This window comes from Serratia sp. GW822-FHT06D09 (assembly GCF_058799515.1).
This window is the reverse complement of sequence record NZ_JBXALO010000007.1, coordinates 116069-138556: the sequence shown is the minus strand read 5'-3', so window position 1 is coordinate 138556 and position 22488 is coordinate 116069. Positions and strand designations below refer to the sequence as shown.

Genomic DNA, 22488 nt, shown 5'->3' with positions numbered 1-22488 from the left:
TCATGACTTTGCGTACTGAGTTTGGACGAATTCTGATTACCGGCGCGGGCGGCCGGGTCGCTACGGCATTCCGTCAGTCCGTTGGCAATCGCTATCAGCTGCGGCTGGCGGAAAGAGACGTCAGCCTGTTGCACAATCTGCAGCCGGACGACGAGATCATCAGTTTTGATATCGCCGATATCGAAGCTTGCCGGGCGGCCTGCGCCAATATCGATACCGTACTGCACCTGGCGGCCGATCCTTCCCCCGATGCCGATTTTTGCAATTCACTGATGGACAACAATATCCTCGGCACCTTCAATATCTTCCGTGCGGCGAAGGACGCCGGTTGCAAACGCGTGGTGTTCGCCAGCAGCGCGCAGGCGGTCGAGGGCTATCCGTTGGATTACCAAATTCGACCGCAGGACGCACCCAAGCCGAAAAATCTGTACGGGGTCAGCAAAGCGTTTGGCGAGGGCATCGCCGCCTACTTTGCCCATCAGGAGGGGCTGTCTTCGCTGTCGGTACGCATCGCCAACTTCACCACGTTGGAACGCGGTGAACAACTCAGCGCCCGTGATATGAGCGCCTTCCTCAGCCATCGCGACGCCGCCGATCTGCTCGAACGCTGCCTGCGCATTGAAGGCGTGCACCATGCGGTGGTGCACGGCGTTTCCAACAACCGCTATAAGCGCCTGTCGCTGGAGGAAACCACCCGCCTGCTCGGCTACTACCCGCAGGACGATGCCTTCAGCATCCTCGGTTTCGACTAAAGCTTGCTATCGATGCGCTGCAGCAGGTAAGGGAAAAACGGGTTAGAGGCAATGCGCATCAGCGAATCCAGATCGACCACCAGCACCGAACGTTCGCCACGCGCTGCCAGCGTACCCAGGCTGATACCGAACTCGCCGCGCTGAGCCGGGAAGCGGCCATAAAGCGAATCGCTCACCGGGAATGGCAGCGCCACGTGCGACAGCGAATAGATGTCCGCCGGATAGGTCATACCCAGTGGCTGTACGCTTTGCGTCGTTTCTCCGGCCGCTGTCACACTGGCAATGGCTTCGCTACTCTCGGGCGAGGCGTTGGCAATCACCGTGGTTTGATAACGGCGCGGCGGCGCAGGCAACAGCTGGCTGACCGCCGCCGCCGCATTGGGTCGCAGCAAGGGCCCAAAGTTTACCGTACGATTGACGTCAAACAGCACCAGTTCGCTGCCGTTAGCCGGCAATTCATTATATAACGCGCGGATCACCGCCCGCGTACTGACGGTCGAATCCATTACCGACTGGAAGGTCAGCACCGGCGCCAACTTGTCCAGCTTGCCGTCACGCGCTGCCCGAGCGATTTGCTGTTGCAGACCGTTGCTGAGCAGATAAGACTGACGCGCGCCGTTCACCGGAAATGAATTGTATTTGAAGGGGTTAAACTCCGGCAGGACGCCGAGCCAGGCCGCTTTGGCAAACGCCGGAAACACCGCCGGCCAGCCGGCAATACCGGCGAAACGGGCAAAACTGGTCACGCCAATCATCGGTGAGATCAACACCAACCGCTGCGGCGCCGCCAACTGCGGATCGTCCAGCGCATCCAACGCATACTTCATCGCCAGCGCACCACCGTTGGAAAAGCCCACGATATGCAGCGGCTTGTCGCCTCCGGCCTTGCTGCGCGCCTCGCGCACGGCTAAACGCGTTGCCGCCAGCCAGTCGCGCCATTCAATATCGGTCAGTGCCCCCGGCACCGTACCGTGCGCCGGCAGGCGAATACCTACCGCCACATACCCCTGCTGCCGGTAGTTCTCAGCGATATGCCGCAGGCTATAAGGCGAATCTGTCAGGCCGTGCAGCAGCACCACCGCACCACGGGGTTCGCCCTGCGGCAGCAATTCGTAGGAGCGGTTCCAGTCGTGGGCAAAATGTTCCGGGTAGACCGGGCTGCCGTCAAAATAGCGGTTGAGCGGAATGCGTTCGCTGGCGGAGAGTTTGTCCGTGACGTTAACTTTCACCTCGTCAAACACCCGGCTCTCTGCGGCCAGATAACCTTGCCAGTTGGTTTTATCCAGCTCGGCGGCCGACAACTCGTGCGGCACAAAAGTATGCCAAGGCTCCAACGCAGGGCCGCGCTGAGTATCGTAAACCCGCACCGCAAACAGCGTGAGCAAGACGGTGACGCCCACTATCGTCAGTCGTTTGGTCCATTTAATGATCGCCCTGGAAGGCATGCTCACTCCTGAATTCACGGTTATCCAGCAGCGATTATAGAAGCTAAACGCCCGCAGGGGCAGCTCACTGACCGCCAACTTCTACCCGCCTATTTTTAGAGCCTGCTCACAGAACGCGCATTTCCCGGCCTTTTTCACGGATAAAAATTGATCTGCCAACCGAATGTTTGTAGGTTTTCTGTAACGATACACTAAAACGTTACAGTTAAAGATTAAGACACAAAGTATCGTCCCGTTCCCCCTGTCCCTACCGCATTGCCCAGCAGGGGAATCATCTTCACCACCAGCATCGCAGGCTGTCTGCGATCGGGAGCCAGGCTCATGAAATCAATGACATGCCGCTTAACGCTGCGCCTGTTTATCACGTTGTTATTTATGCTGTTTACCCTGCCGTTGCGCGCCAACGCCACCGAAGTCAACCTGCGGGTTTATTCATCGTTACCCGACGATGGCTACTCCGCACACGCTATCTGGTTCAACCGTTTCAAACAGAATTTGGAGCAGCGTCTGCCGGGTAAAATTGCCCTCAACTATTTCCCGAACGGCATGCTCGGAAAAGAAGCCGATGCGGTGCAGCAGGTGCGCATCGGCGCGATCGACATGATGATCTCCGGGACTTCCATCTGGGCCACGCTGGTGCCGGAGATCGGCGTGTTGGATCTGGGTTATCTGTTTAATGACAACCAACAACTGGGCCGGGCGCTCGACGGCCAGGCAGGCCAACTGCTGAGCGCCATGTTGGCCAAACAGAGCAATATCAAGGTGCTGGGTTACGGTTTCAGCCTGGGGGCGCGCAACATTTACAGTAAAAAACCGCTGCAGTCGCCGCAGGATCTTAATCGGATGAAGGTGCGGGTGCTGCCGGCCCCCAATTTCATCGCCACGCTGAAAAGCATGGGCGCTACGGCAATCCCAATGCCCGGCGGTGAGGTTTACTCCGCACTGCAAATGGGAGTGATCGACGGCGTAGAACACGATGCCGCCACGGTGTACACCAGCAAGTATTACGAGATCGCCAAAAACGCCACGCTGACCCGTCATATCTATAACCCGATAGTAGCCACCATCAGCCAGGCGGCTTTCCAGCGCATTCCGCAAGACCTGCGTGACGAGGTGCTGGCCGCGGCCAACGAAGCCACCCTTTATGAACGCAAAATTGCGGCGGAAAAAGAAATTCAGGCCATGGAAAAACTGAAAGCCGCCGGCGTGATTTTCAGCGAAACCGACCGCGGCTATTTCCGCCAGCAAACCCTGCCGCTGCAGGCGGCATTTACCGCTAAGTATCCACAGGCCAAAGCGGTGCTGGACGCCATTCATGCCGCAGCGCAGCCGTAACGCGCCCCGGCGGAGGATTTGCTATGACCCTTCCTGTAACCCTTGAAATGAGCGTGAAAAAAGTGGCTATTCTGACGCAGTTAAGCCGCGGCCTGACCCGCTTTACCGCCTGGGGCGGCGCACTGGCACTGCTGGTGAACGTAGTGGTGGTATTCGCTTCAGTCGTCTGGCGCTACGCGCTGCACAGCCCGATCGAATGGGCTGAAGAGGTGGCGCGAGCGCTGATGGTGACGCTGGTGTTCTTCGGCGTCGCCACCTCCACCGGGCGCGGCAGACACATTGGTGTCGATCTGTTTCTGCGCTGGCTACCGGAAGCCACCCGGCCGTATGTGGTGCATGCCAGCCGCTGGGTTTTGGTGTTGGTGGCATTGGGGCTGACGGTATCCAGCTTCAGCCTGGTCGGCATTTCGCTGCCGCAGACCACCGAGCACGGCCTGCCGCAGGCAATTTTCGTGGTGCCGGTATTTATCGGTGCCGCGGTGATGTTGGTCAGCGCGCTCGACCAGGCCTGCCAGGCGCCGCTGAAAGTGGTGTTAACCAGCGCCGCCGTTGTCGCGCTGTTGGGTGCCGCGGGCTACCTTAGCTTGCATACTGCCACCGGGCTCAGCTCGCTGCCCGCCGCATTGATGCTGGCCTGCTTTATTCTTGGCATTATCTCCGGCGTGCCGATCGCCTTTACCCTCGGAATGTCGGCGATGGTGTTTTTCCTCAGCGATCCGTCGCTGCCGTTCGTCTTCTTTGCCCAACAGGTCACCGCCGGCGTCGACCATTTCGTGCTGCTGGCGATCCCGTTCTTTCTGTTGGCCGGCGCGGTGATGGAAGTCAACGGCATGTCGTCACGGCTGGTTGAGCTGATCGTGCGCGGCATGGGGCGCTATCGCGGCGGCCTGAACATGACGACGATTTTGTCGATGGCGTTTTTCTCCGGCATTTCCGGTTCCAAGCTGGCGGACGTCGCCACGGTCGGCGGCGTACTGATGCCGGCGGTACGTCGGGCTCGCCAACCTGCCGAAGAATCTGCCGGGGTATTCGCCGCTTCAGCCATTATGGCGGAGACCATTCCCCCCTGTGTAAACCTGATCGTAATGGGCTTTATCGCCAACATTTCGATTGGCGCGCTGTTTATCGCCGGGCTGATCCCCGCCCTGTGCCTGCTGGTATTGCTGCTGATTGCCGCCGTGATATTCGGCAAACGCATCAACGTCGATGACGCCTACCCGGTACGGATGCCGACGCGCCAACTGTTGATCGGCGCCGCCGTCGGTCTGGTCATGATTTTGATGATCGGCAAGGGGGTGGTGGCCGGCATCGCCACCTCCACGGAGATCTCCGCCTTCGCGGTGGTCTACGCCATCGTGGTCGGGCGGTTGGCCTTTGGTGAGCTGACGCTGAAAGCTACCCTGAAGCTGTTTGTCGACACCGCCGCGCTGTCCGGCATGCTGCTGTTTATCGTCGCCTGCGCCACCAGTTTGTCCTTCGCTCTGACCATCGAAATGATCCCGCAGCAGTGCGCACAGCTGCTGGTCGCCATCGGCGCAGACTACGGTCCGTGGCTGTTCCTGCTACTGTCGATTGTCATCCTGATTATTTTCGGCGCAGTGCTGGAGGGCGCTCCGGCGCTGATTATCTTTGCGCCGATCCTGGTGCCCATCGCCACCCAGCTCGGCTTCAACCCGTTGCACTACGCCATTGTGATGATTCTGGCGATGGGTTTCGGCCTGTTTTCCCCGCCGATCGGCCTGGGGTTGTACACCACCTGCGCCATCTGCGGCGTCCCGATGCAGGACGTGATTAAACCTATGGCCAAATACCTGCTGATCGTGCTGTTTGGCATCATCGTTATCGCGCTATTCCCGGCGCTCTCCACCTGGTTGCCGACGCGGCTGGGCTACTGATTTTCTCAAGCAAGGAGTCACACCATGTTCTCTGATTTAACCGACAAACGCGTATTGATCACCGGTTCCACCGCCGGTATCGGGCTGGCGACCGCCGCCCTGTTCGCCCGGCACGGCGCCAAGGTCGGCATTAACGGCCTGCGCAGTGAGCCACCGGCAGAGATCGCCACCTTCCCCGGTGAATGCGCATTCTTCTCGGCCGATCTGTCTCGATCCGCCGGCTGCGAGGCATTGGTGGAAGCCTTTGTCGCCCGCTTTGGCGGCATCGATATTTTGATCAACAACGCCGGTGGATTGGGCGGTCGCAACGGGCTGGAAGCGATAGACGACGAGTTTTTTGATCGAGTGATGGATTTGAACTGCCGCTCGGCGCTGATGGTGACCAAATTCGCTATCCCTCACCTGCGCGCTTCGGCTCGCGAGAACGGGACGACCGCCAGCGTCATCAGCACCGGCTCCATTGCTGCACGCGAAGGCGGCGGGATCGGCGCCGGGCTGTATGCCAGCGCCAAAGCCTGGTTGCACAATATCCACCGCAACTGGGTGAAGGAGTTCACCCAGGACAATATCCGTTTCAATATCGTGTCGCCAGGCAGCATCGACACCGCCTTCCATCACGGCAAGAGCGACGAAGTGCTGGGTAAAATGCGCGCTTCCATTCCGATGGGCCGCTTTGGCCGCAGCGAAGAGGTGGCGCCCACCTACCTGTTCCTGGCCTCGCATAACTGTAGCGGATATATCACCGGGCAAATTATCGACGTCAACGGCGGTCAACTCGCGCCCTAAGGGTCTGTGACTCACTTTCGGCCGCGTGATAAAGTCGGGGTAATGGGTTAATGCAAAACGGGAATGTGATGGCGAATATACGTGATGTGGCACGTCATGCCGGGGTGTCGGTCAGTACGGTATCCAACGTGCTGAACGGCCGAGTCGATCAGATGCGCAAGGATACGCTGGCCCGTATTGAACAGGCGATGGCGGCGCTGCAATACCAGCCAAACCGCGCCGCGCAGCAGCTTAAAACCGGGCAGGTCAAAATGCTGGGCCTGCTGGTACCGTCCATCGTCAACCCCAGCTTCGCTGCGCTGGTGCGCGAAATTGAGCTGGCGGCCAAGCAAAACTATGGTTATCAGGTGTTGCTGGGCGATACCCATCGCCAACAGGAAGAAGAGATCCGTTTTCTCGACGATCTGCTGGCGTTAGGCATTCGCGGCGTGGTGGTGGCCTCCACGTTTTACGATCGCCCCCATTTTCGCGATGCCCTGAAACGCGGCCTGGTGATGATTAACTACGACGAGCGCACCCTGGCCGCCACTGGCGAGGCGGCGCTGCCGATCGACAGCGTGTCGATGGATAATTGCGCCGCCGGCAGCATGGCGGCACAGCATCTGATCGCCCAAGGCTGCCGCCGTATCGCCTTCGCTACCGCTTCCGGCATGACCAGCAGCCGCGCCAACAAAATTGCCGGTTACCGGCAGGCACTGGAAAACGCAGGGCTGCCGGCCTGGGTGATCGAAGGCAAGGCGCAGTTCGCCTACGGCGATGCTGAAATGGCCGAGTTGGGCAAGACGCTGGCCGAACAAATTTGCCAGAGTGACCCCCGGCCGGACGGCATTGTAGCGCTGAACGACATGTTGGCCATCGGCATGATTTCTGCCTTCCAGCGGCTTGGTGTGCGGGTGCCCGAGGATATTTCAGTTGTCGGCATCGATAACATGTTCCTGTCCGAGCTGTTTAACCCGGCGCTTAGCTCAGTGGCGCCGCCGCTGCGCGAGATGGCGGTGAAAATCGTCGATCGGCTGATTGGTCGGCTGGAAAACCCTGAATTGCCGGTGGAGGAATTTTTATTCGCGCCTAGCCTGGTGCGCCGCCAGTCGGTCATTAACACGTAACCTCCTGCGGGGCTACGGCTCCGCTCTCTTCCATACTGAATCCATGCTGCGCTAATGCGCGGCGGGAGCTTCGCTGCGCCCAAAACCGCGGCGGGAGAATAAAAATGAACAATGAATCCTGCGTTTACTGCCATCCAACCAATGAAATCCTGCTGTGGCAAAACCCGCTGTGCCGGGCCATTTTCATTGCCGACAGCCCTTTCCCCGGCTGGTGTCGGGTGGTCTGGCATGAGCATATCGCCGAACTGAGCGATTTGCGTGACGATCAGCGCAACAGCATCATGACCGTGGTCGCTCAGGTTGAAGCGCAACTACGGCAATTGCTGACGCCGGCGAAGATCAATATCGCCAGCCTGGGCACCGCACTGCCCCATTTGCATTGGCATATCATCCCGCGCTACCTCGACGACTCACATTTCCCGGAGCCGGTCTGGAGCCAGGCGCTACGCTCGCCAACGGCGAGAACCGTGCCGGAGAATTTTATTGAATTAATGAGGGAACGGCTGGCGATAACGCTGGGGGAATAACAAAACGCCGGGCATGGCCCGGCGTTTACTACTTAATTAAGGCTTTTCGGCAATCTTGCGCAGGTACTCATTATTTTTAAACGCAATGATGATCATTTCGAAGCAAACGCGGGTGAACACGCCGCCGATAATGATCGCAAACAGGCCGCGGAAGAACTCACCGTAGAACATCGACCCAATCCCGCCAACAATGATGCCCAGCAGGCACAGCCAGTACACGCCGGTGATGATTTTCGGCGTCAGCATCGCATCAAAAAAGAAAATGTTTTTCATTGTAAATCCTTCCTTAGGTCAGTATTTAATTATCCCAGAGGCACCGCATCAGCGCGGCATGCCTTGTTGTCACGCCAGTTATGATAGCGAGTAACGTGACGAAAAGCGCTCAGAAATCAGCAGGCCATTACATAAGGGTTGAGGATGTTTAACAAAATCGGCAACAAAATCCTGGGCGGTTTAGCGGCGTTGCTGCTGCTCAGCCAAAGCGCACTGGCACAGGAAACGCTGATCTTCGTGCGGCACGGGGAGAAACCCGCCAACGACAGCGGGCAGTTAACCTGCAAAGGGCTCAATCGCGCGCTGGCACTGCCGGACGTGCTACTGGACCGCTATGGCAAACCTGATTTTATCTTTGCCGCCGGGCCCAAAGAGAATAAGACCGGCAGTTCGCTGCGAGCGCTGTCGACCATTATGCCCACCGCGGTACGTGTCGGACTGCCGATCGGCATTCAATTCCACGCCGATGACATCGCCGGGCTGCAGCAGGAGCTGCTCAGCGATAAGTACCAAAACTCGCGCATCTTCATCGCCTGGGAGCACAAGAATCTCGATAAGGCAGTGAAGAACATCGTTGCCGCGCGCGGCGGCGACGCCAGTTTGGTGCCCGAATGGCCAGGCAGCGACTTCGACAGCATTTTTGTGGTCACGCTGGATCAAGGCAAGGTTTCGTTCCGACAAGAACGTGAGGGGTTGACTCAGTTGGCGGAGAGCTGCCCTTTCGCGGGGTAACTAAGATGGCAAGCAGACTCTTTGAAGGCTTGATCGCGAGGCTTATTATAATTATGCCCATTTGGAAATAATGAGTTATTACCCGTTTAGGATCATTTTTAACTACTTAAGGACGGGTGATTTATTGATTTGGCATAGCTCAATAATTATTAGCCTGTGCCCTATGTTCCAAGATTTACCCCATGTCTGCCAAATCCATAAACAGTGCCTTATGATTTACTTGGGAGTAACGTCATTGTGAAAGGCAAAAATTTCATCACCAAAGTTGTTTTTTATCTCCCGATATGACCTTGTTTTCATCAGCTAGCTTAAAATTTTTGTAGAATACTCGCAGACTGTTTGAAATACGTAATATATTTACGCCAATAATAAAAGGGTCATGGAATGCTTGAATTATTTGATGTCAGCTACGAAGAGCTGAAAACGACACACTCGAGCGAGCTTTACCGGCTGAGAAAAAAAACCTTCAGTGACCGACTAGGTTGGGACGTAGCATGTAACCTTGATATGGAGTTCGATGAGTTTGATAACTCCGGCACGCGCTATATTCTCGGCTTGTGCAACGGACAATTGGTCTGCAGCGTGCGTTTCACCGCACTGAGCCAGCCCAACATGATAACCCACACATTCCGCGCCTGTTTTGACAGCGTTAAGCTCCCTGTAGAAGGGGTCGAATCAAGCCGTTTTTTTGTCGACAAAGCTCATGCTCGGCGGTTGCTAGGCGAGCGGTACCCAGTCAGTCAAGCCCTGTTTCTGGCCATGATTAATTGGGCTTTGCACCATAAGTACAATGCTATTCATACCATCGTAAGCCGAGCGATGCTTAGGATCCTTAAGCGCTCCGGATGGCAAATCCGTGTACTCAAAGAAGCCTTCCTCAGCGAACACGAGCGTATTTACCTGGTGGTACTCCCAACTGGGCCAGAGGACCAGAACCAAATGGCGTCAGGAATTATCTCCGGGCTTAATTGTCCAGCGGTTACCGTTATTACCTGGCCGCTGTCGCTGCCGGAGTTATAAGTTCCAGCTCAACGCCCAGTCGGATAGCCTGCCGGGCGTTACTAACACCTAACTTGACCACAATATTACCCATATGAAACTTCACCGTACTAACCGAAATAGTCGCTATGGCGGCAATCTCTCCGTATGTTTTTCCCATACTGGCCCAATACAGCACCTCATTTTCCCGTGGAGTAAAAATGGGTTTATCCGTGTCTGCCTGATGCTTATGGCCAGTAGATGAAGCGGAGCCGGCGAGACGATACATCTGTTCATTAATGTCGATCAGCAACATCTGCATGGCCCCACGATCAGATGAGAGTCTTTTTTCCAGCTCCCCTTGTCCGTTGGTGGCAATAATGACAGACAACAACGCCAGGTTGTTCATATGGTCATGCAGCACAAAGGTAAATCCGTTAACGATGTTGTACCGCTTGGAAAGGGAAAAAATTTTGGTGAACTTCAAATCTGACATGAGAGTGATATTTTCGTCCCATGCAAAGGGCGAAGTGCGTTTGAATGCTGTCAGTATCACCGGGTCAGTGAGTTGGAAATTATTGGTGCGGTAGAGGTCTACCCATTCGTCAGGATAACTGGAAATAATAAGCACATCTGACGGATTTTTTTTTCTAACAACAGTATAAGCGTATTCCGGGCTACCGAGTGGAGACAGCTTTCTGTCGATATGATCCCGGAGCGTTTCCGTTATTGTTTGATTTTCATTGAAGATAGAAAACATACAGGCTCCGTGGCGGTCAGACTTTCCCTTTGGTGATCGAACCTGAACTTAAGTTTAGGTATAGATGGGACTTAAGTACAACTTACGGATTTGGAACCGCAACATATAATGAGTCTCGTTAGGCACTGGAAAAAAAACCTGACCTGTACGGTCAGGTAGCCAACACAGCCAACACCAGGGAAAAATTTCCGGTCAGACAGGGTATACGAAAAATCACTGCTGACCGGGATCCTTACTTTAACACTGCTAATTTATCCTTTCAAATTCATCTGCGCTGACGCTGTTGACCAGCCCCTGTTTGACTAGACGATCTAGCGTCAGTGCAAAGAATGGTGTTCGCCAGAGATAACGTCTTTGAGCCGAGTCCACTGCGCTATTTTAATTTATTATATATTGGACTATTTTATAAACACCCCAACCATTTAATAATAATCAATTAAGATTACTCATCAAAATATATATAAATAAAATAGTGCAATGGAAATGATATAAATTATTTATATATCGAAACAAACAATGGCTAAATATCTTTAAATTTAGAAAATCAACTCCAGCATTCACTAATATCAAACTAATGTCTTGTATTTCACTTATGGGATTGAATATCTACAGGAACCTGTAAATATCTTTATTAGCGGTGCTAGGGTAGCGCCGCACTGATTAAGGAAAGATCATGATGACCAGATCCCCCCTTGGTACTACTGCTTCAACAGGGAAAAAATGCCCGGAAAGCGGCGTTTGGAAGGTCGTGGGCACACCATCAACCACCGCCCCCATCGCGAAAGGTAATACCATGCCGCCCTACAATAATAAGGCGGCTACCTGGAAGTTAACCCAGTACGCCTAAGCCTTAAGTTATAAGCCGCCACTTCGGGGCGGCTTTATTGCTGACGTTCAAGCCAACAAAGAAAGTCCATCATTCGCTCGGTAGACTCAGCGTCATTAGCATTATTGATAGCATGTGCCAGCAGATAATCTATTTCTGTAGCCTTATCAGGATGCCGCGCTAATAATTGCTCGGCATAATCATCAAGCGCTATCGGCCAAAACAGGCTATCAGGATCACGCAGCATATTAGTTGCTCTGATCAGCTTTCTGGCCGCTTCGCGTTTGAGTCGTTGCAGCTCAGCAACCCGAGACCCGCCCGAGATTTTCACTCCATAATCTTCCAGCACGGTGCGCAGATCGGCATTTACCGCCCGCGCAATGCGACGATCTGGCCGGAACAGTGGCAATGCGTTGCTTACGTCATTTCCCCAAAGACAGCGGCAATGGTGTTTCAACCAATAGCCCCAGCTATAGCGATTGGCGGGATTTAGCGCTTCATCGAGGGTGCCAATATCAAAATCCACCTTACTGACTATCGTCTGATGTTGCTGGAAATCCTCACGCCATTGCTCAATAAGCGCCAATTCAGCGTCAGTAGCCCGCCGACTCAGCAACAAGGTGATATCCAAATCGGACTCCCCCGGTGTCGCTTGCCCGCGTGCCACACTGCCATAGAGATAAATACAGTGGATCAAGTCGGGGAAATGGCTCGGCAAGCCTGCGACCAACGCTGTCAGCACAGGCGTGAACGCATCCTGCAATGAGAAGTCGGTTACCGTGGGGATAAAGCCATCGCGGCAGAAGGTCATTGGCTGCTCCGAAGGGGTTTACGCTGGAGAGTGGCGGAAGATCACAGGAGTCGAACCTGCCCAGGACCGCTGGCGGCCCCAACCGGATTTGAAGTCCGGCCGCCCCACCGGGGACGAGGATCTTCCTTCGGGAGTCAGAAGCAAGAGCCTGATTATAGCGCAGTTTATCCTTAGCGCTAAGAGGGAAATAGCGGCGGCCCCCGGCAAAAATACCGGAGGCCGGCAGAATTACGGCTTCAACAGATCTTTGACGTCCAGCAGGATAAATTCATTGTCATCCGCCATGTTCGGCTGGCGGCTGGAGGAGAACGGGAAGTTATTGTCGTTACCGACAATAATATGACTGCCGTCCACCACGTCGACGTTTTCAATGGTGAAGAACGGGAAGGTCAGCACACCGTTGTTCAGCGGTTTGCGCGCCAACTTGTTCGGGTCCTGAATGTTCAACAGGTCGATATAAGCCAGTTTATCGACCGGTTTGCCGACGTTGGCATCAGAAAAAGCGATTTTATATACCCGCTTGAACTTCGCCACCTGGCTGAAGCAGTTGTCGGTTGGCGCACCCGCCGCACAAGCTTTGTCCGGCGTACCTTCGCCATTATCACGCTCAATCACCAGGCCATGGGTAGCGTCGATCATATTGAAATCGCCGATGGCGTTCTGGTTGTCTTCCAGCACGTACTGCCAGCTGCGGCCAGTCCAGGCCTGCTGTTTCACGTCAAATTCCAGCACCCGCAGGTAACGTTTTCCATCGCGGTTTTCAAACTTTTCGCCATCCCACAGCGCGCCCTCAAGCAACGGGTACAGCTTGCTGCCGTCCGGCGATGCCGCCATGCCCTCAAAACCCTTGGAACGCGCCACCTGGAAGTTCTGTTTGCCATCCGGTGCACCCGGTAGGGTCAGCGTCGGGTTATCCGGCGATTTGACTACCTTGCCGTCCACCTTGGTGTCGAACACCGCCAAAACCTTACCGTCCAGATCGGCCTTGATCAGGTAAGGGCCGAATTCATCGCCGATCCACAGGGCATTGTCGGCGAACTGGAAGCTTTCCGGGTCGAAGTCACTGCCGGTCAGGTAACGCTGGTCGGTGCTCTCATTGACGATATGGAACGGCACTTTCTGGTCAGGATCGTGCAGGAATACCGTTTTCAGCGGCGTCACCGTGCCGTTGTCAAAGTCGATTTTGTAGTGATTGAGGTACAGCATCGCATCCGGTGAGTTGGCTTTGCTGCCGAAGCCGTTGTCGGTCAACACCCAGTAGGTGCCGTCAGGCATGTGCTTGATACCGGAATGGCCCTGAAGGGGTTGGCCCGCGATCGGCAGGCCGATACCGGTCATGCGATCGGCGGATTTTCCCGCCACGCTGCCCAGTTCCGTCACGCGTTTGCCGCTGGTGTACTTACCGCTTTGTTGCAAATCGGTGGGAGCATCCTGTGGCGCCGCAATACTGGATTTTACCGCCAGTATCGCATGCCCGGCCAGCGTCGCAGACACCGGTTGGGCGTCAGCCCACAGGTTACCGCTCAGCGCCATACAGCCAGCCAACAGCGCCAGACGAGTTTTGGTGATGTGCATGTCATGGTTCCCTTTTTGTTGTTATCGCCCAGAAGTAAAAGCAACGTCACTATAGGGAGCCGCAATGACAGAAATATTATTCGGCGAACGCTCGCCGGTAGCTGTGCGGATGGAAGCACCAGGTGATGGCGATAAGCACCACCACCAGCAGTGCGTGAATTTGCCAATCGAGCACAAAGCCACCGCTGTAATCACGCAACAGGCCGGAAATGTACGGCGTCGTACCCGCCAGCAGGAAGCCGATACCCTGCATAAACGCCACCAGTCGCCCCGCCGCCGCCGGGTGCGGAATATGGTCGAGTGCCAGCACCAGACACAGCGGGAATGCACCGCCCAGCCCCAGGCCGGAAAGCAGTACCCACAGCCAAGGCAGCGTTTGCGGCAGGTAGATAAGGCCGATGAAACCTGCCAACTGCATGATCAGCGCCAGCAACAATAGCGGACGGCGGTCCGTAGCGCGCGCCAAGGCGGGCAACAGCAGCGCCCCCACGACCTGGCCGAAGGTCATCAGCGCCAATAGCGATCCACTGGCCTGCGGCTGCCAGCCGAGCTGCATGTAATAAGGGGGGAGCCAGGCGATCAGGCTGGTGTAGCCGCCATTAATCAAACCGAAATAGGCACCGAGCAACCAGGCGCGACGGCTGAACCATAAACTCGGTCCGCGAGCAGTACCGGACGGCGTCAGGCGTGCCAAGCCTCGGCTGACGGGCCACCAGGCGATCAACGCCACCAGCGCCGGCGCTGCCCACCAGGCCAGCGCGCTATGCCAGTCATGGCCCACACTCATCAGCCAGGGGGTAATCGCCGCCCCCAGCCCACCGCCGCCCATCAGCGCCGCCGACCACAGCCCGGCCACCAACGCCATCTGCTTGAGAAAATGATGCTTGATAATACCGGGCATCACCGCCTGGATAACGCCAATCCCCAGCCCGCCCAGCACTGCACTCAACATCAACTGCGTGCTGCCCGGTGCCAGCTCGCGCCAGGCAGCACCCAGGCCAATGGCCAGCAAACTCAGGACAACGCTGGTGCGTTCACTGAACAAACGGTTGATGGTACCGCCAGCTAACGCCATCAGCCCCATCATCAACACCGGCAAGGTGGTCAGCAGGGCCGCGCCGCCAAAACTCAGCCCGGTAGCCTGGCGCAGCGTCGGCAGCAGCGGGCCAATAGACGTCAGCAACGGCCGCATATTCAAGCCAATCAGCACCAGTACCCACAGCAGGGGATTGAACCAGCGGCGTAAGAAAGGGGGAGCAATAAAATGATTTAACACGGTCTATTCCTGAACTTCCGGGGTGAAGAGTGCGACGTCACAACCTGTACGCCGCAGCGTTGCATTACTCTAGGCAACGCCGCTAGTATTGGGAAATTAAATAATAAAATAGCCAGCAGTGGGAAAATGAATCGCTACCCGATGTTCAATCCGCAGTTATTGCTCAGCTTTGTCGCCGTGTGCGACAGCGGTAGCTTCACCCGCGCCGCGGACCGGGTATTTTTATCGCAGTCTACGGTCAGCCAGCAGGTGCGCCGATTGGAAGAGATGCTCGGTAAACCGCTGTTTGAGCGCTCCTCTCATCAGGTGTTGCTGACCGAGGAAGGCGTCAAACTGTTGAGCTATGCGCGGCGGATCATCGCGCTGAATGAAGAGGCACACGACGCCCTGACCGGTATCTGGCGCGACGGCGTACTGCGGTTGGGGATGCCGGAGGATTTCGCGGCACCGACTACTGAACTGCTGGCGGAATTCAGCCGGGCGCACCCGCACCTGCGGCTGGACGTCACCAGCGGCCTGAGCGCCGATCTGCACAGCGCCTATGCCCGTGAAGAACTGGACCTGATCCTGGTGAAACAGCGTCGTAGTCAACCTCCGCGCGCCGCCAGGCCGGAGCCGCTACTGTGGCTGGATAGCCTGGCCTTTCCGGCCATCGAACAATCCCCGGTACCGCTGGCGGTGTTCCCGCTCAATGGCCTGTACCGCGATGACCTGTGCCAGGCGCTGGATAACCTTGGCAAGCGCTGGCGCATCGGCTACAGCAGTGCCAGTCTGGCGGCTCTCACCGCCGCATCCGCCGCCGGGTTGGGCGTCACGCTGTTGCCAGCGAGCTGTCGCTTGCCCAGCCACCGGGTGCTCGGCATCGCCGAAGGGTTACCGCCGATCGACAGCATCGAACTGGCGCTGTATTACCGCGACGGTGCCCCCGCCGCCACCCCGGCACTGGCCGAACGGCTGAAGGCGTTTTGCGGATTAGTGTGAACAGGCTATTCCAAAAGATGCGGATGTTTGAGTGACAACCAATCATTAATCGCCAACCACAGTGCCTCGGCTTGTTCCAGGCAAGTGTACACTGCTGCATCCGTCACTAAATCACCTGAGTAATCAGCGATATTGCGTTGTTTTCGCAAAGCATCCAGACAGATCATTGCTTCACGCGAGATACCCAGGGTAAGCGGCAACGATTGAATCATTAGCTGATGATGACCAGGTTTATTTGTCGAAGTCCGAAAACCTTCCGCCTGCAGAGCAGCATTGGCAATTTGCATAACCGCTTTATAGGCCGCATCAAAACGTGTTTCATTGCTAAGCAAAGTGATGCTGGCATCATGCTGGTTACGCGCAGCGGCGGAGAGTAATTTTCTGATGGCGCCCGCGTCAGGTTGTATCGCCTCCAGGCCAAGACCTATCAGGTTGTCTAACGTCATCCTTGCCTCCCAAAATCCTTAGCTGGGGCTTACTCATAATATCCTGAATAAAGGCTGAGTTTTCCGCCAAAGCCATTTGCCACTCTGCCGGCGAGTACAGCTTGGGGTTAATTTCTCGACCCAGTTCCTGCTGTAACGGGTAAAACGCGTTGATCACCTCAGAAAAAGACAAGTGACCGACGATCAGGACGTCTATGTCACTGTCTGCCGTCGCTTTACCACTGGCGATCGAACCAAAAATAAACGCCAGCTCAAGCTCAGCATTAAGCTCGGATAATACCTGCCGCAAACGTGCGGCCACCCCAGAGGTTTTGCGGAAAATCGCTACCAACTCTGCAAAAATCAGGCAGTCGGGGTTAGCGCGATAATAAATCTGCTTTCCTTGGGGCAGTCTTAGCAGAATGCCGCCCAGCGCCAACTTGCTCAACTCTTTATGTAGAGTACCGGCCTGAGTTGCGGTCCGACGCGCAATTTCGCGCACATGAAATGCCTGCTCCGGCTGCATTAGCAGCAGATTTAGCACTTTTCGTCGATATTCACTGAATAAAAGATCGAGCAAAGAGTCGTACATGGTGCTTCTCTATGTAGCCTTATTAGCTACAATTGTAGCCAACAAAGCTACATTAAACAAGCAAGCACTAATACCCGACCTCACCGTAACGCTCGCGGTAATCTTTCGGCGTCATGTCGTAACCCTTCTTGAATACCGAGTAAAAATACTGCAGTGAGGGGTAGCCGCACATCTGCGAAATCTCGTTGATGGTCAATGAAGTTGCCTTTAACAGGTTACAGGCCCGATCCAGCTTTTCCTGATGGATTACATGGTGGATGGTTTCGCCGGTTTCATCTCTGAAGCGTTTTTCAAGATTGGAACGCGACAGCCCTACCGCATCGAGCACCTGTTCGACCTTGATACCCTTACAGGCGTGATGGCGAATATAATGCATGGCCTGGATCACCGCCGGATCACGCAGCGAACGAAAGTCGGTGGAACGGCGCTCGATCACCTTCACCGGCGGCACCAGAATACGTTGCAGCGGCAGCTCACGACGATCGAGCAACTGATGCAGCAGCTTGGCGGCACGGTAGCCCATCTGGCGGGTGCCCTGCGCCACGGAAGACAGCGCCACCCGCGACAGGTAGCGCGTCAGCTCTTCATTGTCGATGCCGATGACGCACAGCTTTTCGGGCACCGCAATATCCAGATGTTCGCAAACCTGCAGCAGATGGCGTGCCCGGGCATCAGTCACGGCGATGATGCCGGTCTGCTGCGGCAGCGTCTGTACCCAGTCCGCCAGCCGGTTCTGGGCGTATTGCCAATTCTCCGGCGCAGTGGCCATGCCCTGATAGACCACGCCCTGATACTGCTCCAGCGCCACCCGCTGACGGAAAGCATGTTCACGCTCTTGCGCCCAACGTTTACCGCCTTCGCTCGGCAAGCCGTAGAAGGCAAAGCGATTAATGCCCTTGTCCTTGAGGTGGCTGAACGCCGCCTCAACCAACGCCTGATTATCCGTGGCGATGTAATGCACCGGCGGGTAATCCTCATCACGATGATAAGAGCCGCCCACACCGACGATCGGCACCCTGACGTTATGCAGCAAATGTTCGATTTCACGGTCGTCGAAATCGGCAATCACCCCATCGCCCAACCAATCCTTGATGTTGTCGATACGGCAGCGAAAATCTTCTTCAATAAAGATGTCCCAATCGCACTGTGAAGCCTGTAAATACTCACCAACGCCCTCAACCACCTGGCGGTCATACACTTTATTGGCGTTGAACAGCAACGTAATGCGAAAGCGCTTTTCGAACATGCGGTATCCCCAGTAACCCCCAGTGAAGGTAGGGGGCGAATAAATTCGCCCCGATTAAGGCGGGCGCAGCATGCAGCGCCCCTACCCTGTCTGGGGATGGCGAGTGAGTCGCCTGGCTGCAACTTGAAAGCTACAGGGTATTCTCTGCGAGAGCAGCAAGCATCACCTCATAACTGTGACCGCGGGCGCTATATCCAAAATAATTGGAGTCGTATCAAGGCGGCAAAGGAACTCATTCCGATGAGCTTACTAAAGTAAGTGATCCGGGTGAGTGAGTGTAGCCAACACAGATGCAGCTTCAAGTATGAAGGATATATTCTTATGCCCGGCGCTTGGTGGCGGAATCCATCCACACCGCCAGCAGCAAAATGGCCCCCTTGACGATGTACTGCCAGAAAGTCGGTACGTCCAACATGCTCATGCCGTTATCCAGCGAGGCCATGATAAACGCCCCCATCACCGCCCCGGCCACGCTGCCTATGCCTCCGGCCAGGCTGGTGCCGCCAATCACGCAGGCAGCGATGGCGTCCAGCTCGGCAATATTGCCCGCAGAAGGCGAACCGGCGCCCAGCCGCGAACTGAGGATCAGACCGGCAATCGCCACCATCAGACCGTTGATGGCAAACACCGCCAGTTTGGTGCGCTCGACGTTGACGCCCGACAGGCGCGCAGCGTCAATATTGCCGCCGATGGCGTAAATCCGACGGCCAAAGGCGGTGCGGGTGGCCAAAAATATCCCCGCCAGCATCAGCGCGGTCAGGATCAGCACCGGCGTAGGCACCCCGCGATAGTCGTTGAGCAAATAGATTGCGCCGAGTACCAGCAGCGCCAAAATGCTCTGCCGGGTTACGTCACCGGTCGGCGTGGCTACCGGCAACCCCAGCTGTACGCGTCGACTGCGCCGCCGCCATTGCCAGGCCACAAACAGCATCAGCCCCACCGCGCCGATACCGAAACCCAGCCCACCCGGTAAATAGCTCTGACCGATTTGCGACATGGCGCTGCTGGTCGGTGCCACCGTGGTGCCATTGGTGATACCGATCAGGATGCCGCGAAAGGCCAACATCCCCGCCAGAGTGACGATAAACGAAGGGACTTTGCGATAGGCAACCCACCAGCCGTTCCAGGCCCCCAACAGCAGACCGGCCACCAGCGTCACCACGATGGTCAGCGGCAACGGCCAACCGAACCAGACGTCAAAAATCGCCGCCGCGCCGCCCAGCAGCCCCATCATCGAACCGACCGACAGATCGATTTCCGCCGAAACGATCACGAACACCATTCCGACTGCCAAAATGCCGGTGATCGCCGTCTGGCGCAGCAGGTTGGAGATATTACGCGCGCTGAGATAGGCCCCTTCGGTGGTAAAGGTAAAGAACAGCATAATGACGACTATCGCCGCCAACATTACAAACACCTGCAAATTGATGGATTTCAGCTTCACCGTCGTTTTTTTCTCCACCCTTGCCGCTACCAACGCTTCAGACTGCGTGTTTTTCGACATCTGTTTCACTCCTCAAAGCGGCTTCCATCACCTGTTCCTGAGTCAAACCGCGGTTGATCAACGAAGCCTTGATGCGCCCCTGGTGCATCACCAACACCCGATCGCTTAATCCCAGCACTTCCGGCAACTCGGAAGAAACCACGATCACCGCAATCCCCTGCTGTACCAGTTGATTGATTAATTTATAGATTTCTTGTTTTGCACCGATGTCGATGCCGCGCGTCGGCTCATCCAGAATCAGGATTTTCGGCTTCAACAGCAGACACTTGGCCAGAATCGCCTTCTGTTGATTGCCCCCGCTCAAGCGGGCGATAGCCAGTTCTGGCGAGGAGGTTTTCACCCTCAGCTGCGCCAGCGACTGGCGGATGGTTGCCTGTTCATGGGCGTCGTCGATCACCGTCAGCATGCCGCTGAAATCACTCAGCGCCGCCAGCGTCATATTGGCCCCGACGCCCATCACGGGGACGATGCCATCACGCTTGCGGTCTTCCGGTACCATGGCTATGCCGTAGCGCATCGCCTGACGGCAGTTGTTGATGGTGGCCGGCTGACCATTGAGGGTAATACTGCCCTGCCAACGACCAGGGTAGACGCCGAACAGGCACTGCATGGTTTCGGTACGCCCTGAACCGACCAGCCCGGCAACGCCGAGTATTTCGCCGCGCCGCAGGCTGAAAGAGACATCGTCTACCCGGCGAACCTGACGGTTAACCGGATGCCAGGCGGTCAGGTTATCCACCTGCAGGATCACCTCGCCTATCTCATGCTGTTGTTGCGGATACAGCTCGGTCAGCTCTCGCCCCACCATCATGGCGATAATGTCGTCCTCACTCATTTCCGCCGCCGGACCGGTGCCGATGTGCTTGCCATCGCGGATCACGCAGATCAGATCCGAGATCGCCTTCACCTCGTTCAACTTGTGCGAAATGTAGATACAGGCAATACCGTGATCGCGCAGATCCCCGATGATCGCCAGCAGCGTGGCGGTTTCACTTTCCGTCAGCGAAGCCGTAGGTTCATCCAATACCAGTAGCCGAACCTGTTTGTTCAGCGCCTTGGCGATCTCCACCAGTTGCTGCTGCCCCAACCCGAGTTCGCCAATCGGCGTATTGGGATCCACCTCCAGTTTGACCTGCGCCAGCATACGTCGGCAGCGCAGGTACATGGCGTCATAATCCATCACCCCGTAGCGGCGCCATTCATTACCGAGAAACATGTTTTCCAGCACCGTCATCTGCTTTACCAGCGCCAGCTCCTGGTGAATGATGGCAATACCTTTCTGCTCGGTGTCGCGAATATTTTTCGCCGTCAATAAATCGTCAGAGAAATAAATATCTCCCTGATAACTGCCGTGTGGATATATTCCGCACAGCACTTTCATCAGGGTGGATTTTCCCGAACCGTTCTCACCACACAGCGATAATACCTGGCCAGCTTCCAGTTTCAGACTGACATTATCCACCGCCTTAACCGCACCGAACTGCATGGTGATACTTTTCATTTCTAATAGGTTGGGCATTATTCCCTCCACATTACCGGCTTTCGGAATTATTGAATGTCGGCTTTTTTGTGGAAACCGTCGGCAATAATGGTGCTGTCGATATTCGCTTTATCCACCGGGATCGGCGTTAATAACCAGGAGGGCACTTCTTTGCTGCCGTTATTTAAGCTGGCGTTGGTTTTCGGCTGTTCGCCCTTGCCCAGCTGCACGGCAATGCCCGCAGCCTCATCGGCCAGTTTGCTGATTGGCTTATAGACCGTCATGGTCTGGGTGCCGGCGACGATACGCTTCACCGCCGCCAGATCGGCGTCCTGGCCGGAAATGGCCACTTTGCCCGCCAGGCCTTGTGCGGCAAGCGCCTGAATTGCGCCGCCGGCGGTGGCATCGTTAGAAGCCACCACCGCGTCAATCTTGTTATTGTTGGCGGTCAGCGCATTTTCCATGATTTTCAATGCGTTTTCCGGCAGCCATCCATCAACCCACTGATCGCCCACAACCTTGATTTTCCCGCCGTCGATCAGCGGTTGCAGCACCTTCATCTGGCCCTGGCGGAACAGCTTGGCGTTGTTATCCACCGGCGAGCCGCCCATCAGGAAATAATTGCCCTGCGGTACCCGCTGCACCAGGCTTTGTGCCTGCAATTCGCCGACCTTTTCATTATCAAAGGAGATGTAGAAATCGATGTCCGCGTTATTGATCATGCGGTCGTAAGCCAGGACCTTAATGCCTTCCCGTTTGGCTTCGCTGATGACGTTGCTCAGCACCTGGCCGTTATAAGGAATAATCACCAGCACGTCGACGCCGCGGTTGATCATATTTTCGATCTGCGCCATTTGGGTTTCTTCATTGCCGTTAGCGGATTGGACAAACACGTCTGCCCCCAGCGACTTGGCTTTGCTGACGAAGATATCGCGGTCTTTTTGCCAGCGCTCCAGGCGCAGGTCATCGATCGCCATGCCGATTTTGACTTCTTTGCTGAGCGCCGGTTGGCTGGCCAGCGCCAGCAGCGCGCAGACAGAAAGGAACACAGGTTTAAATTTCATCTTATATACCTTTGTTATTTAAAGCATAAGGAAGGTAATTGAAATAGGCCGATTACACAGCTTCGAGCAGATTGTTGTCGCTTATTTATACTTCGGCAATTACTGATTTTTACCGGCCA

The 22488-nt window shown here is 55.8% G+C and carries 22 protein-coding genes and 1 tRNA gene; 10 read left to right on the top strand and 13 right to left on the bottom strand.

Annotated elements, in window-relative coordinates:
- The first annotated feature begins 2 nt into the window (after positions 1-2).
- Positions 3-752 (top strand): NAD-dependent epimerase/dehydratase family protein, encoded by a 750-nt coding sequence (locus AC1RKG_RS17550; RefSeq protein ID WP_122080534.1) that lies wholly within the window; start codon positions 3-5, stop codon positions 750-752.
- Here the strand turns inward: AC1RKG_RS17550 and AC1RKG_RS17545 are convergent.
- On the bottom strand, positions 749-2197 hold the full coding sequence (locus tag AC1RKG_RS17545) for an alpha/beta hydrolase (RefSeq protein ID WP_020824711.1): 1449 nt from the start codon (positions 2195-2197) through the stop codon (positions 749-751). The genes AC1RKG_RS17550 and AC1RKG_RS17545 overlap by 4 nt on opposite strands.
- A 321-nt stretch (positions 2198-2518) precedes the next feature.
- Here AC1RKG_RS17545 and AC1RKG_RS17540 point away from each other — a divergent pair, with 321 nt between their 5' ends.
- The 5 genes from AC1RKG_RS17540 to AC1RKG_RS17520 all read left to right on the top strand — a co-directional run bounded on the left by AC1RKG_RS17540 (position 2519) and on the right by AC1RKG_RS17520 (position 7846).
- Positions 2519-3532 (top strand): TRAP transporter substrate-binding protein, encoded by a 1014-nt coding sequence (locus tag AC1RKG_RS17540; protein WP_493183532.1) that lies wholly within the window; start codon positions 2519-2521, stop codon positions 3530-3532.
- Between the two features lie 23 nt (positions 3533-3555).
- Entirely contained in the window at positions 3556-5427 is a 1872-nt protein-coding gene (locus AC1RKG_RS17535; RefSeq protein WP_493183531.1) for a TRAP transporter large permease, read from the top strand.
- Positions 5428-5451: 24 nt separating this feature from the next.
- Positions 5452-6213 (top strand): SDR family NAD(P)-dependent oxidoreductase, encoded by a 762-nt coding sequence (locus AC1RKG_RS17530; RefSeq protein ID WP_020824707.1) that lies wholly within the window; start codon positions 5452-5454, stop codon positions 6211-6213.
- Positions 6214-6281: 68 nt separating this feature from the next.
- Positions 6282-7319, top strand: a complete 1038-nt coding sequence (locus AC1RKG_RS17525) for a LacI family DNA-binding transcriptional regulator (RefSeq protein WP_020824706.1) — start codon at positions 6282-6284, stop codon at positions 7317-7319.
- 104 nt (positions 7320-7423) lie between these two features.
- Positions 7424-7846 (top strand): HIT family protein, encoded by a 423-nt coding sequence (locus tag AC1RKG_RS17520; RefSeq protein WP_020824705.1) that lies wholly within the window; start codon positions 7424-7426, stop codon positions 7844-7846.
- A gap of 36 nt (positions 7847-7882) precedes the next feature.
- On the opposite strand, the gene AC1RKG_RS17515 is transcribed toward AC1RKG_RS17520, so the two are convergent.
- The gene (locus tag AC1RKG_RS17515; protein ID WP_020824704.1) at positions 7883-8119 is read right to left on the bottom strand and encodes a DUF4282 domain-containing protein; all 237 of its coding nucleotides are present in this window, start codon (positions 8117-8119) and stop codon (positions 7883-7885) included.
- A gap of 144 nt (positions 8120-8263) precedes the next feature.
- On the opposite strand from AC1RKG_RS17515, the gene AC1RKG_RS17510 reads away from it, so the two are divergent.
- Together AC1RKG_RS17510 and AC1RKG_RS17505 are read left to right on the top strand one after the other, a co-directional pair.
- Positions 8264-8851, top strand: a complete 588-nt coding sequence (locus AC1RKG_RS17510; protein ID WP_020824703.1) for a histidine phosphatase family protein — start codon at positions 8264-8266, stop codon at positions 8849-8851.
- Between the two features lie 384 nt (positions 8852-9235).
- Positions 9236-9871: an acyl-homoserine-lactone synthase gene (locus AC1RKG_RS17505; RefSeq protein ID WP_046374783.1), complete on the top strand. Its 636-nt coding sequence runs from the start codon at positions 9236-9238 to the stop codon at positions 9869-9871.
- On the opposite strand, the gene AC1RKG_RS17500 is transcribed toward AC1RKG_RS17505, so the two are convergent.
- The gene (locus tag AC1RKG_RS17500) at positions 9840-10589 is read right to left on the bottom strand and encodes a LuxR family transcriptional regulator (RefSeq protein WP_046374784.1); all 750 of its coding nucleotides are present in this window, start codon (positions 10587-10589) and stop codon (positions 9840-9842) included. The genes AC1RKG_RS17505 and AC1RKG_RS17500 overlap by 32 nt on opposite strands.
- A gap of 673 nt (positions 10590-11262) precedes the next feature.
- Here AC1RKG_RS17500 and AC1RKG_RS17495 point away from each other — a divergent pair.
- Entirely contained in the window at positions 11263-11436 is a 174-nt protein-coding gene (locus tag AC1RKG_RS17495; RefSeq protein WP_493183530.1) for a hypothetical protein, read from the top strand.
- A gap of 34 nt (positions 11437-11470) precedes the next feature.
- Here the strand turns inward: AC1RKG_RS17495 and AC1RKG_RS17490 are convergent, their stop codons facing one another.
- The 4 genes from AC1RKG_RS17490 to AC1RKG_RS17475 form a co-directional block, all read right to left on the bottom strand.
- Positions 11471-12226, bottom strand: coding sequence for a nucleotidyltransferase domain-containing protein (locus AC1RKG_RS17490; RefSeq protein ID WP_115057931.1), 756 nt, complete (start codon positions 12224-12226; stop codon positions 11471-11473).
- Between the two features lie 31 nt (positions 12227-12257).
- Positions 12258-12352, bottom strand: a tRNA-Sec gene (locus AC1RKG_RS17485).
- A gap of 102 nt (positions 12353-12454) precedes the next feature.
- The gene (locus tag AC1RKG_RS17480) at positions 12455-13801 is read right to left on the bottom strand and encodes an esterase-like activity of phytase family protein (protein ID WP_128864807.1); all 1347 of its coding nucleotides are present in this window, start codon (positions 13799-13801) and stop codon (positions 12455-12457) included.
- Positions 13802-13877: 76 nt separating this feature from the next.
- Positions 13878-15077, bottom strand: a complete 1200-nt coding sequence (locus AC1RKG_RS17475) for a cyanate transporter (RefSeq protein WP_493183529.1) — start codon at positions 15075-15077, stop codon at positions 13878-13880.
- A 126-nt stretch (positions 15078-15203) separates the two neighbouring features.
- Between AC1RKG_RS17475 and AC1RKG_RS17470 the strand changes: the two genes are divergently transcribed.
- On the top strand, positions 15204-16058 hold the full coding sequence (locus AC1RKG_RS17470; RefSeq protein ID WP_020824698.1) for a LysR family transcriptional regulator: 855 nt from the start codon (positions 15204-15206) through the stop codon (positions 16056-16058).
- 5 nt (positions 16059-16063) lie between these two features.
- On the opposite strand, the gene AC1RKG_RS17465 is transcribed toward AC1RKG_RS17470, so the two are convergent.
- The 6 genes from AC1RKG_RS17465 to xylF form a co-directional block, all read right to left on the bottom strand.
- A complete protein-coding gene (locus AC1RKG_RS17465) occupies positions 16064-16504 on the bottom strand; it encodes a hypothetical protein (RefSeq protein WP_020824697.1) in 441 nt (146 codons plus the stop codon).
- A complete protein-coding gene (locus AC1RKG_RS17460; protein WP_122080524.1) occupies positions 16455-17075 on the bottom strand; it encodes a nucleotidyltransferase domain-containing protein in 621 nt (206 codons plus the stop codon). Before AC1RKG_RS17460 ends, AC1RKG_RS17465 begins: the two co-directional genes overlap by 50 nt.
- Before the next feature lie 67 nt (positions 17076-17142).
- Positions 17143-18321 (bottom strand): D-xylose utilization transcriptional activator XylR, encoded by a 1179-nt coding sequence (gene xylR, locus AC1RKG_RS17455; RefSeq protein WP_115057929.1) that lies wholly within the window; start codon positions 18319-18321, stop codon positions 17143-17145.
- Positions 18322-18640: 319 nt separating this feature from the next.
- The gene (xylH, locus tag AC1RKG_RS17450) at positions 18641-19825 is read right to left on the bottom strand and encodes a xylose ABC transporter permease XylH (RefSeq protein ID WP_493183528.1); all 1185 of its coding nucleotides are present in this window, start codon (positions 19823-19825) and stop codon (positions 18641-18643) included.
- Positions 19803-21344, bottom strand: a complete 1542-nt coding sequence (locus AC1RKG_RS17445) for a xylose ABC transporter ATP-binding protein (RefSeq protein ID WP_493183527.1) — start codon at positions 21342-21344, stop codon at positions 19803-19805. Before AC1RKG_RS17445 ends, xylH begins: the two co-directional genes overlap by 23 nt.
- A 29-nt stretch (positions 21345-21373) precedes the next feature.
- Positions 21374-22369, bottom strand: a complete 996-nt coding sequence (xylF, locus tag AC1RKG_RS17440) for a D-xylose ABC transporter substrate-binding protein (RefSeq protein WP_128864805.1) — start codon at positions 22367-22369, stop codon at positions 21374-21376.
- Positions 22370-22488 lie beyond the last annotated feature (119 nt).

What these genes read in the sequence shown, in the direction of transcription:
- AC1RKG_RS17550 (WP_122080534.1), top strand. Translation starts at nt 3, where the DNA reads ATGACTTTGCGTACTGAGTTTGGACGAATTCTGATTACCGGCGCGGGC.
- AC1RKG_RS17545 (WP_020824711.1), bottom strand. Translation starts at nt 2,197, where the DNA reads ATGCCTTCCAGGGCGATCATTAAATGGACCAAACGACTGACGATAGTG.
- AC1RKG_RS17540 (WP_493183532.1), top strand. Translation starts at nt 2,519, where the DNA reads ATGAAATCAATGACATGCCGCTTAACGCTGCGCCTGTTTATCACGTTG.
- AC1RKG_RS17535 (WP_493183531.1), top strand. Translation starts at nt 3,556, where the DNA reads ATGACCCTTCCTGTAACCCTTGAAATGAGCGTGAAAAAAGTGGCTATT.
- AC1RKG_RS17530 (WP_020824707.1), top strand. Translation starts at nt 5,452, where the DNA reads ATGTTCTCTGATTTAACCGACAAACGCGTATTGATCACCGGTTCCACC.
- AC1RKG_RS17525 (WP_020824706.1), top strand. Translation starts at nt 6,282, where the DNA reads ATGGCGAATATACGTGATGTGGCACGTCATGCCGGGGTGTCGGTCAGT.
- AC1RKG_RS17520 (WP_020824705.1), top strand. Translation starts at nt 7,424, where the DNA reads ATGAACAATGAATCCTGCGTTTACTGCCATCCAACCAATGAAATCCTG.
- AC1RKG_RS17515 (WP_020824704.1), bottom strand. Translation starts at nt 8,119, where the DNA reads ATGAAAAACATTTTCTTTTTTGATGCGATGCTGACGCCGAAAATCATC.
- AC1RKG_RS17510 (WP_020824703.1), top strand. Translation starts at nt 8,264, where the DNA reads ATGTTTAACAAAATCGGCAACAAAATCCTGGGCGGTTTAGCGGCGTTG.
- AC1RKG_RS17505 (WP_046374783.1), top strand. Translation starts at nt 9,236, where the DNA reads ATGCTTGAATTATTTGATGTCAGCTACGAAGAGCTGAAAACGACACAC.
- AC1RKG_RS17500 (WP_046374784.1), bottom strand. Translation starts at nt 10,589, where the DNA reads ATGTTTTCTATCTTCAATGAAAATCAAACAATAACGGAAACGCTCCGG.
- AC1RKG_RS17495 (WP_493183530.1), top strand. Translation starts at nt 11,263, where the DNA reads ATGATGACCAGATCCCCCCTTGGTACTACTGCTTCAACAGGGAAAAAA.
- AC1RKG_RS17490 (WP_115057931.1), bottom strand. Translation starts at nt 12,226, where the DNA reads ATGACCTTCTGCCGCGATGGCTTTATCCCCACGGTAACCGACTTCTCA.
- AC1RKG_RS17480 (WP_128864807.1), bottom strand. Translation starts at nt 13,801, where the DNA reads ATGCACATCACCAAAACTCGTCTGGCGCTGTTGGCTGGCTGTATGGCG.
- AC1RKG_RS17470 (WP_020824698.1), top strand. Translation starts at nt 15,204, where the DNA reads ATGAATCGCTACCCGATGTTCAATCCGCAGTTATTGCTCAGCTTTGTC.
- AC1RKG_RS17465 (WP_020824697.1), bottom strand. Translation starts at nt 16,504, where the DNA reads ATGACGTTAGACAACCTGATAGGTCTTGGCCTGGAGGCGATACAACCT.
- AC1RKG_RS17460 (WP_122080524.1), bottom strand. Translation starts at nt 17,075, where the DNA reads ATGTACGACTCTTTGCTCGATCTTTTATTCAGTGAATATCGACGAAAA.
- xylR (WP_115057929.1), bottom strand. Translation starts at nt 18,321, where the DNA reads ATGTTCGAAAAGCGCTTTCGCATTACGTTGCTGTTCAACGCCAATAAA.
- xylH (WP_493183528.1), bottom strand. Translation starts at nt 19,825, where the DNA reads ATGTCGAAAAACACGCAGTCTGAAGCGTTGGTAGCGGCAAGGGTGGAG.
- AC1RKG_RS17445 (WP_493183527.1), bottom strand. Translation starts at nt 21,344, where the DNA reads ATGCCCAACCTATTAGAAATGAAAAGTATCACCATGCAGTTCGGTGCG.
- xylF (WP_128864805.1), bottom strand. Translation starts at nt 22,369, where the DNA reads ATGAAATTTAAACCTGTGTTCCTTTCTGTCTGCGCGCTGCTGGCGCTG.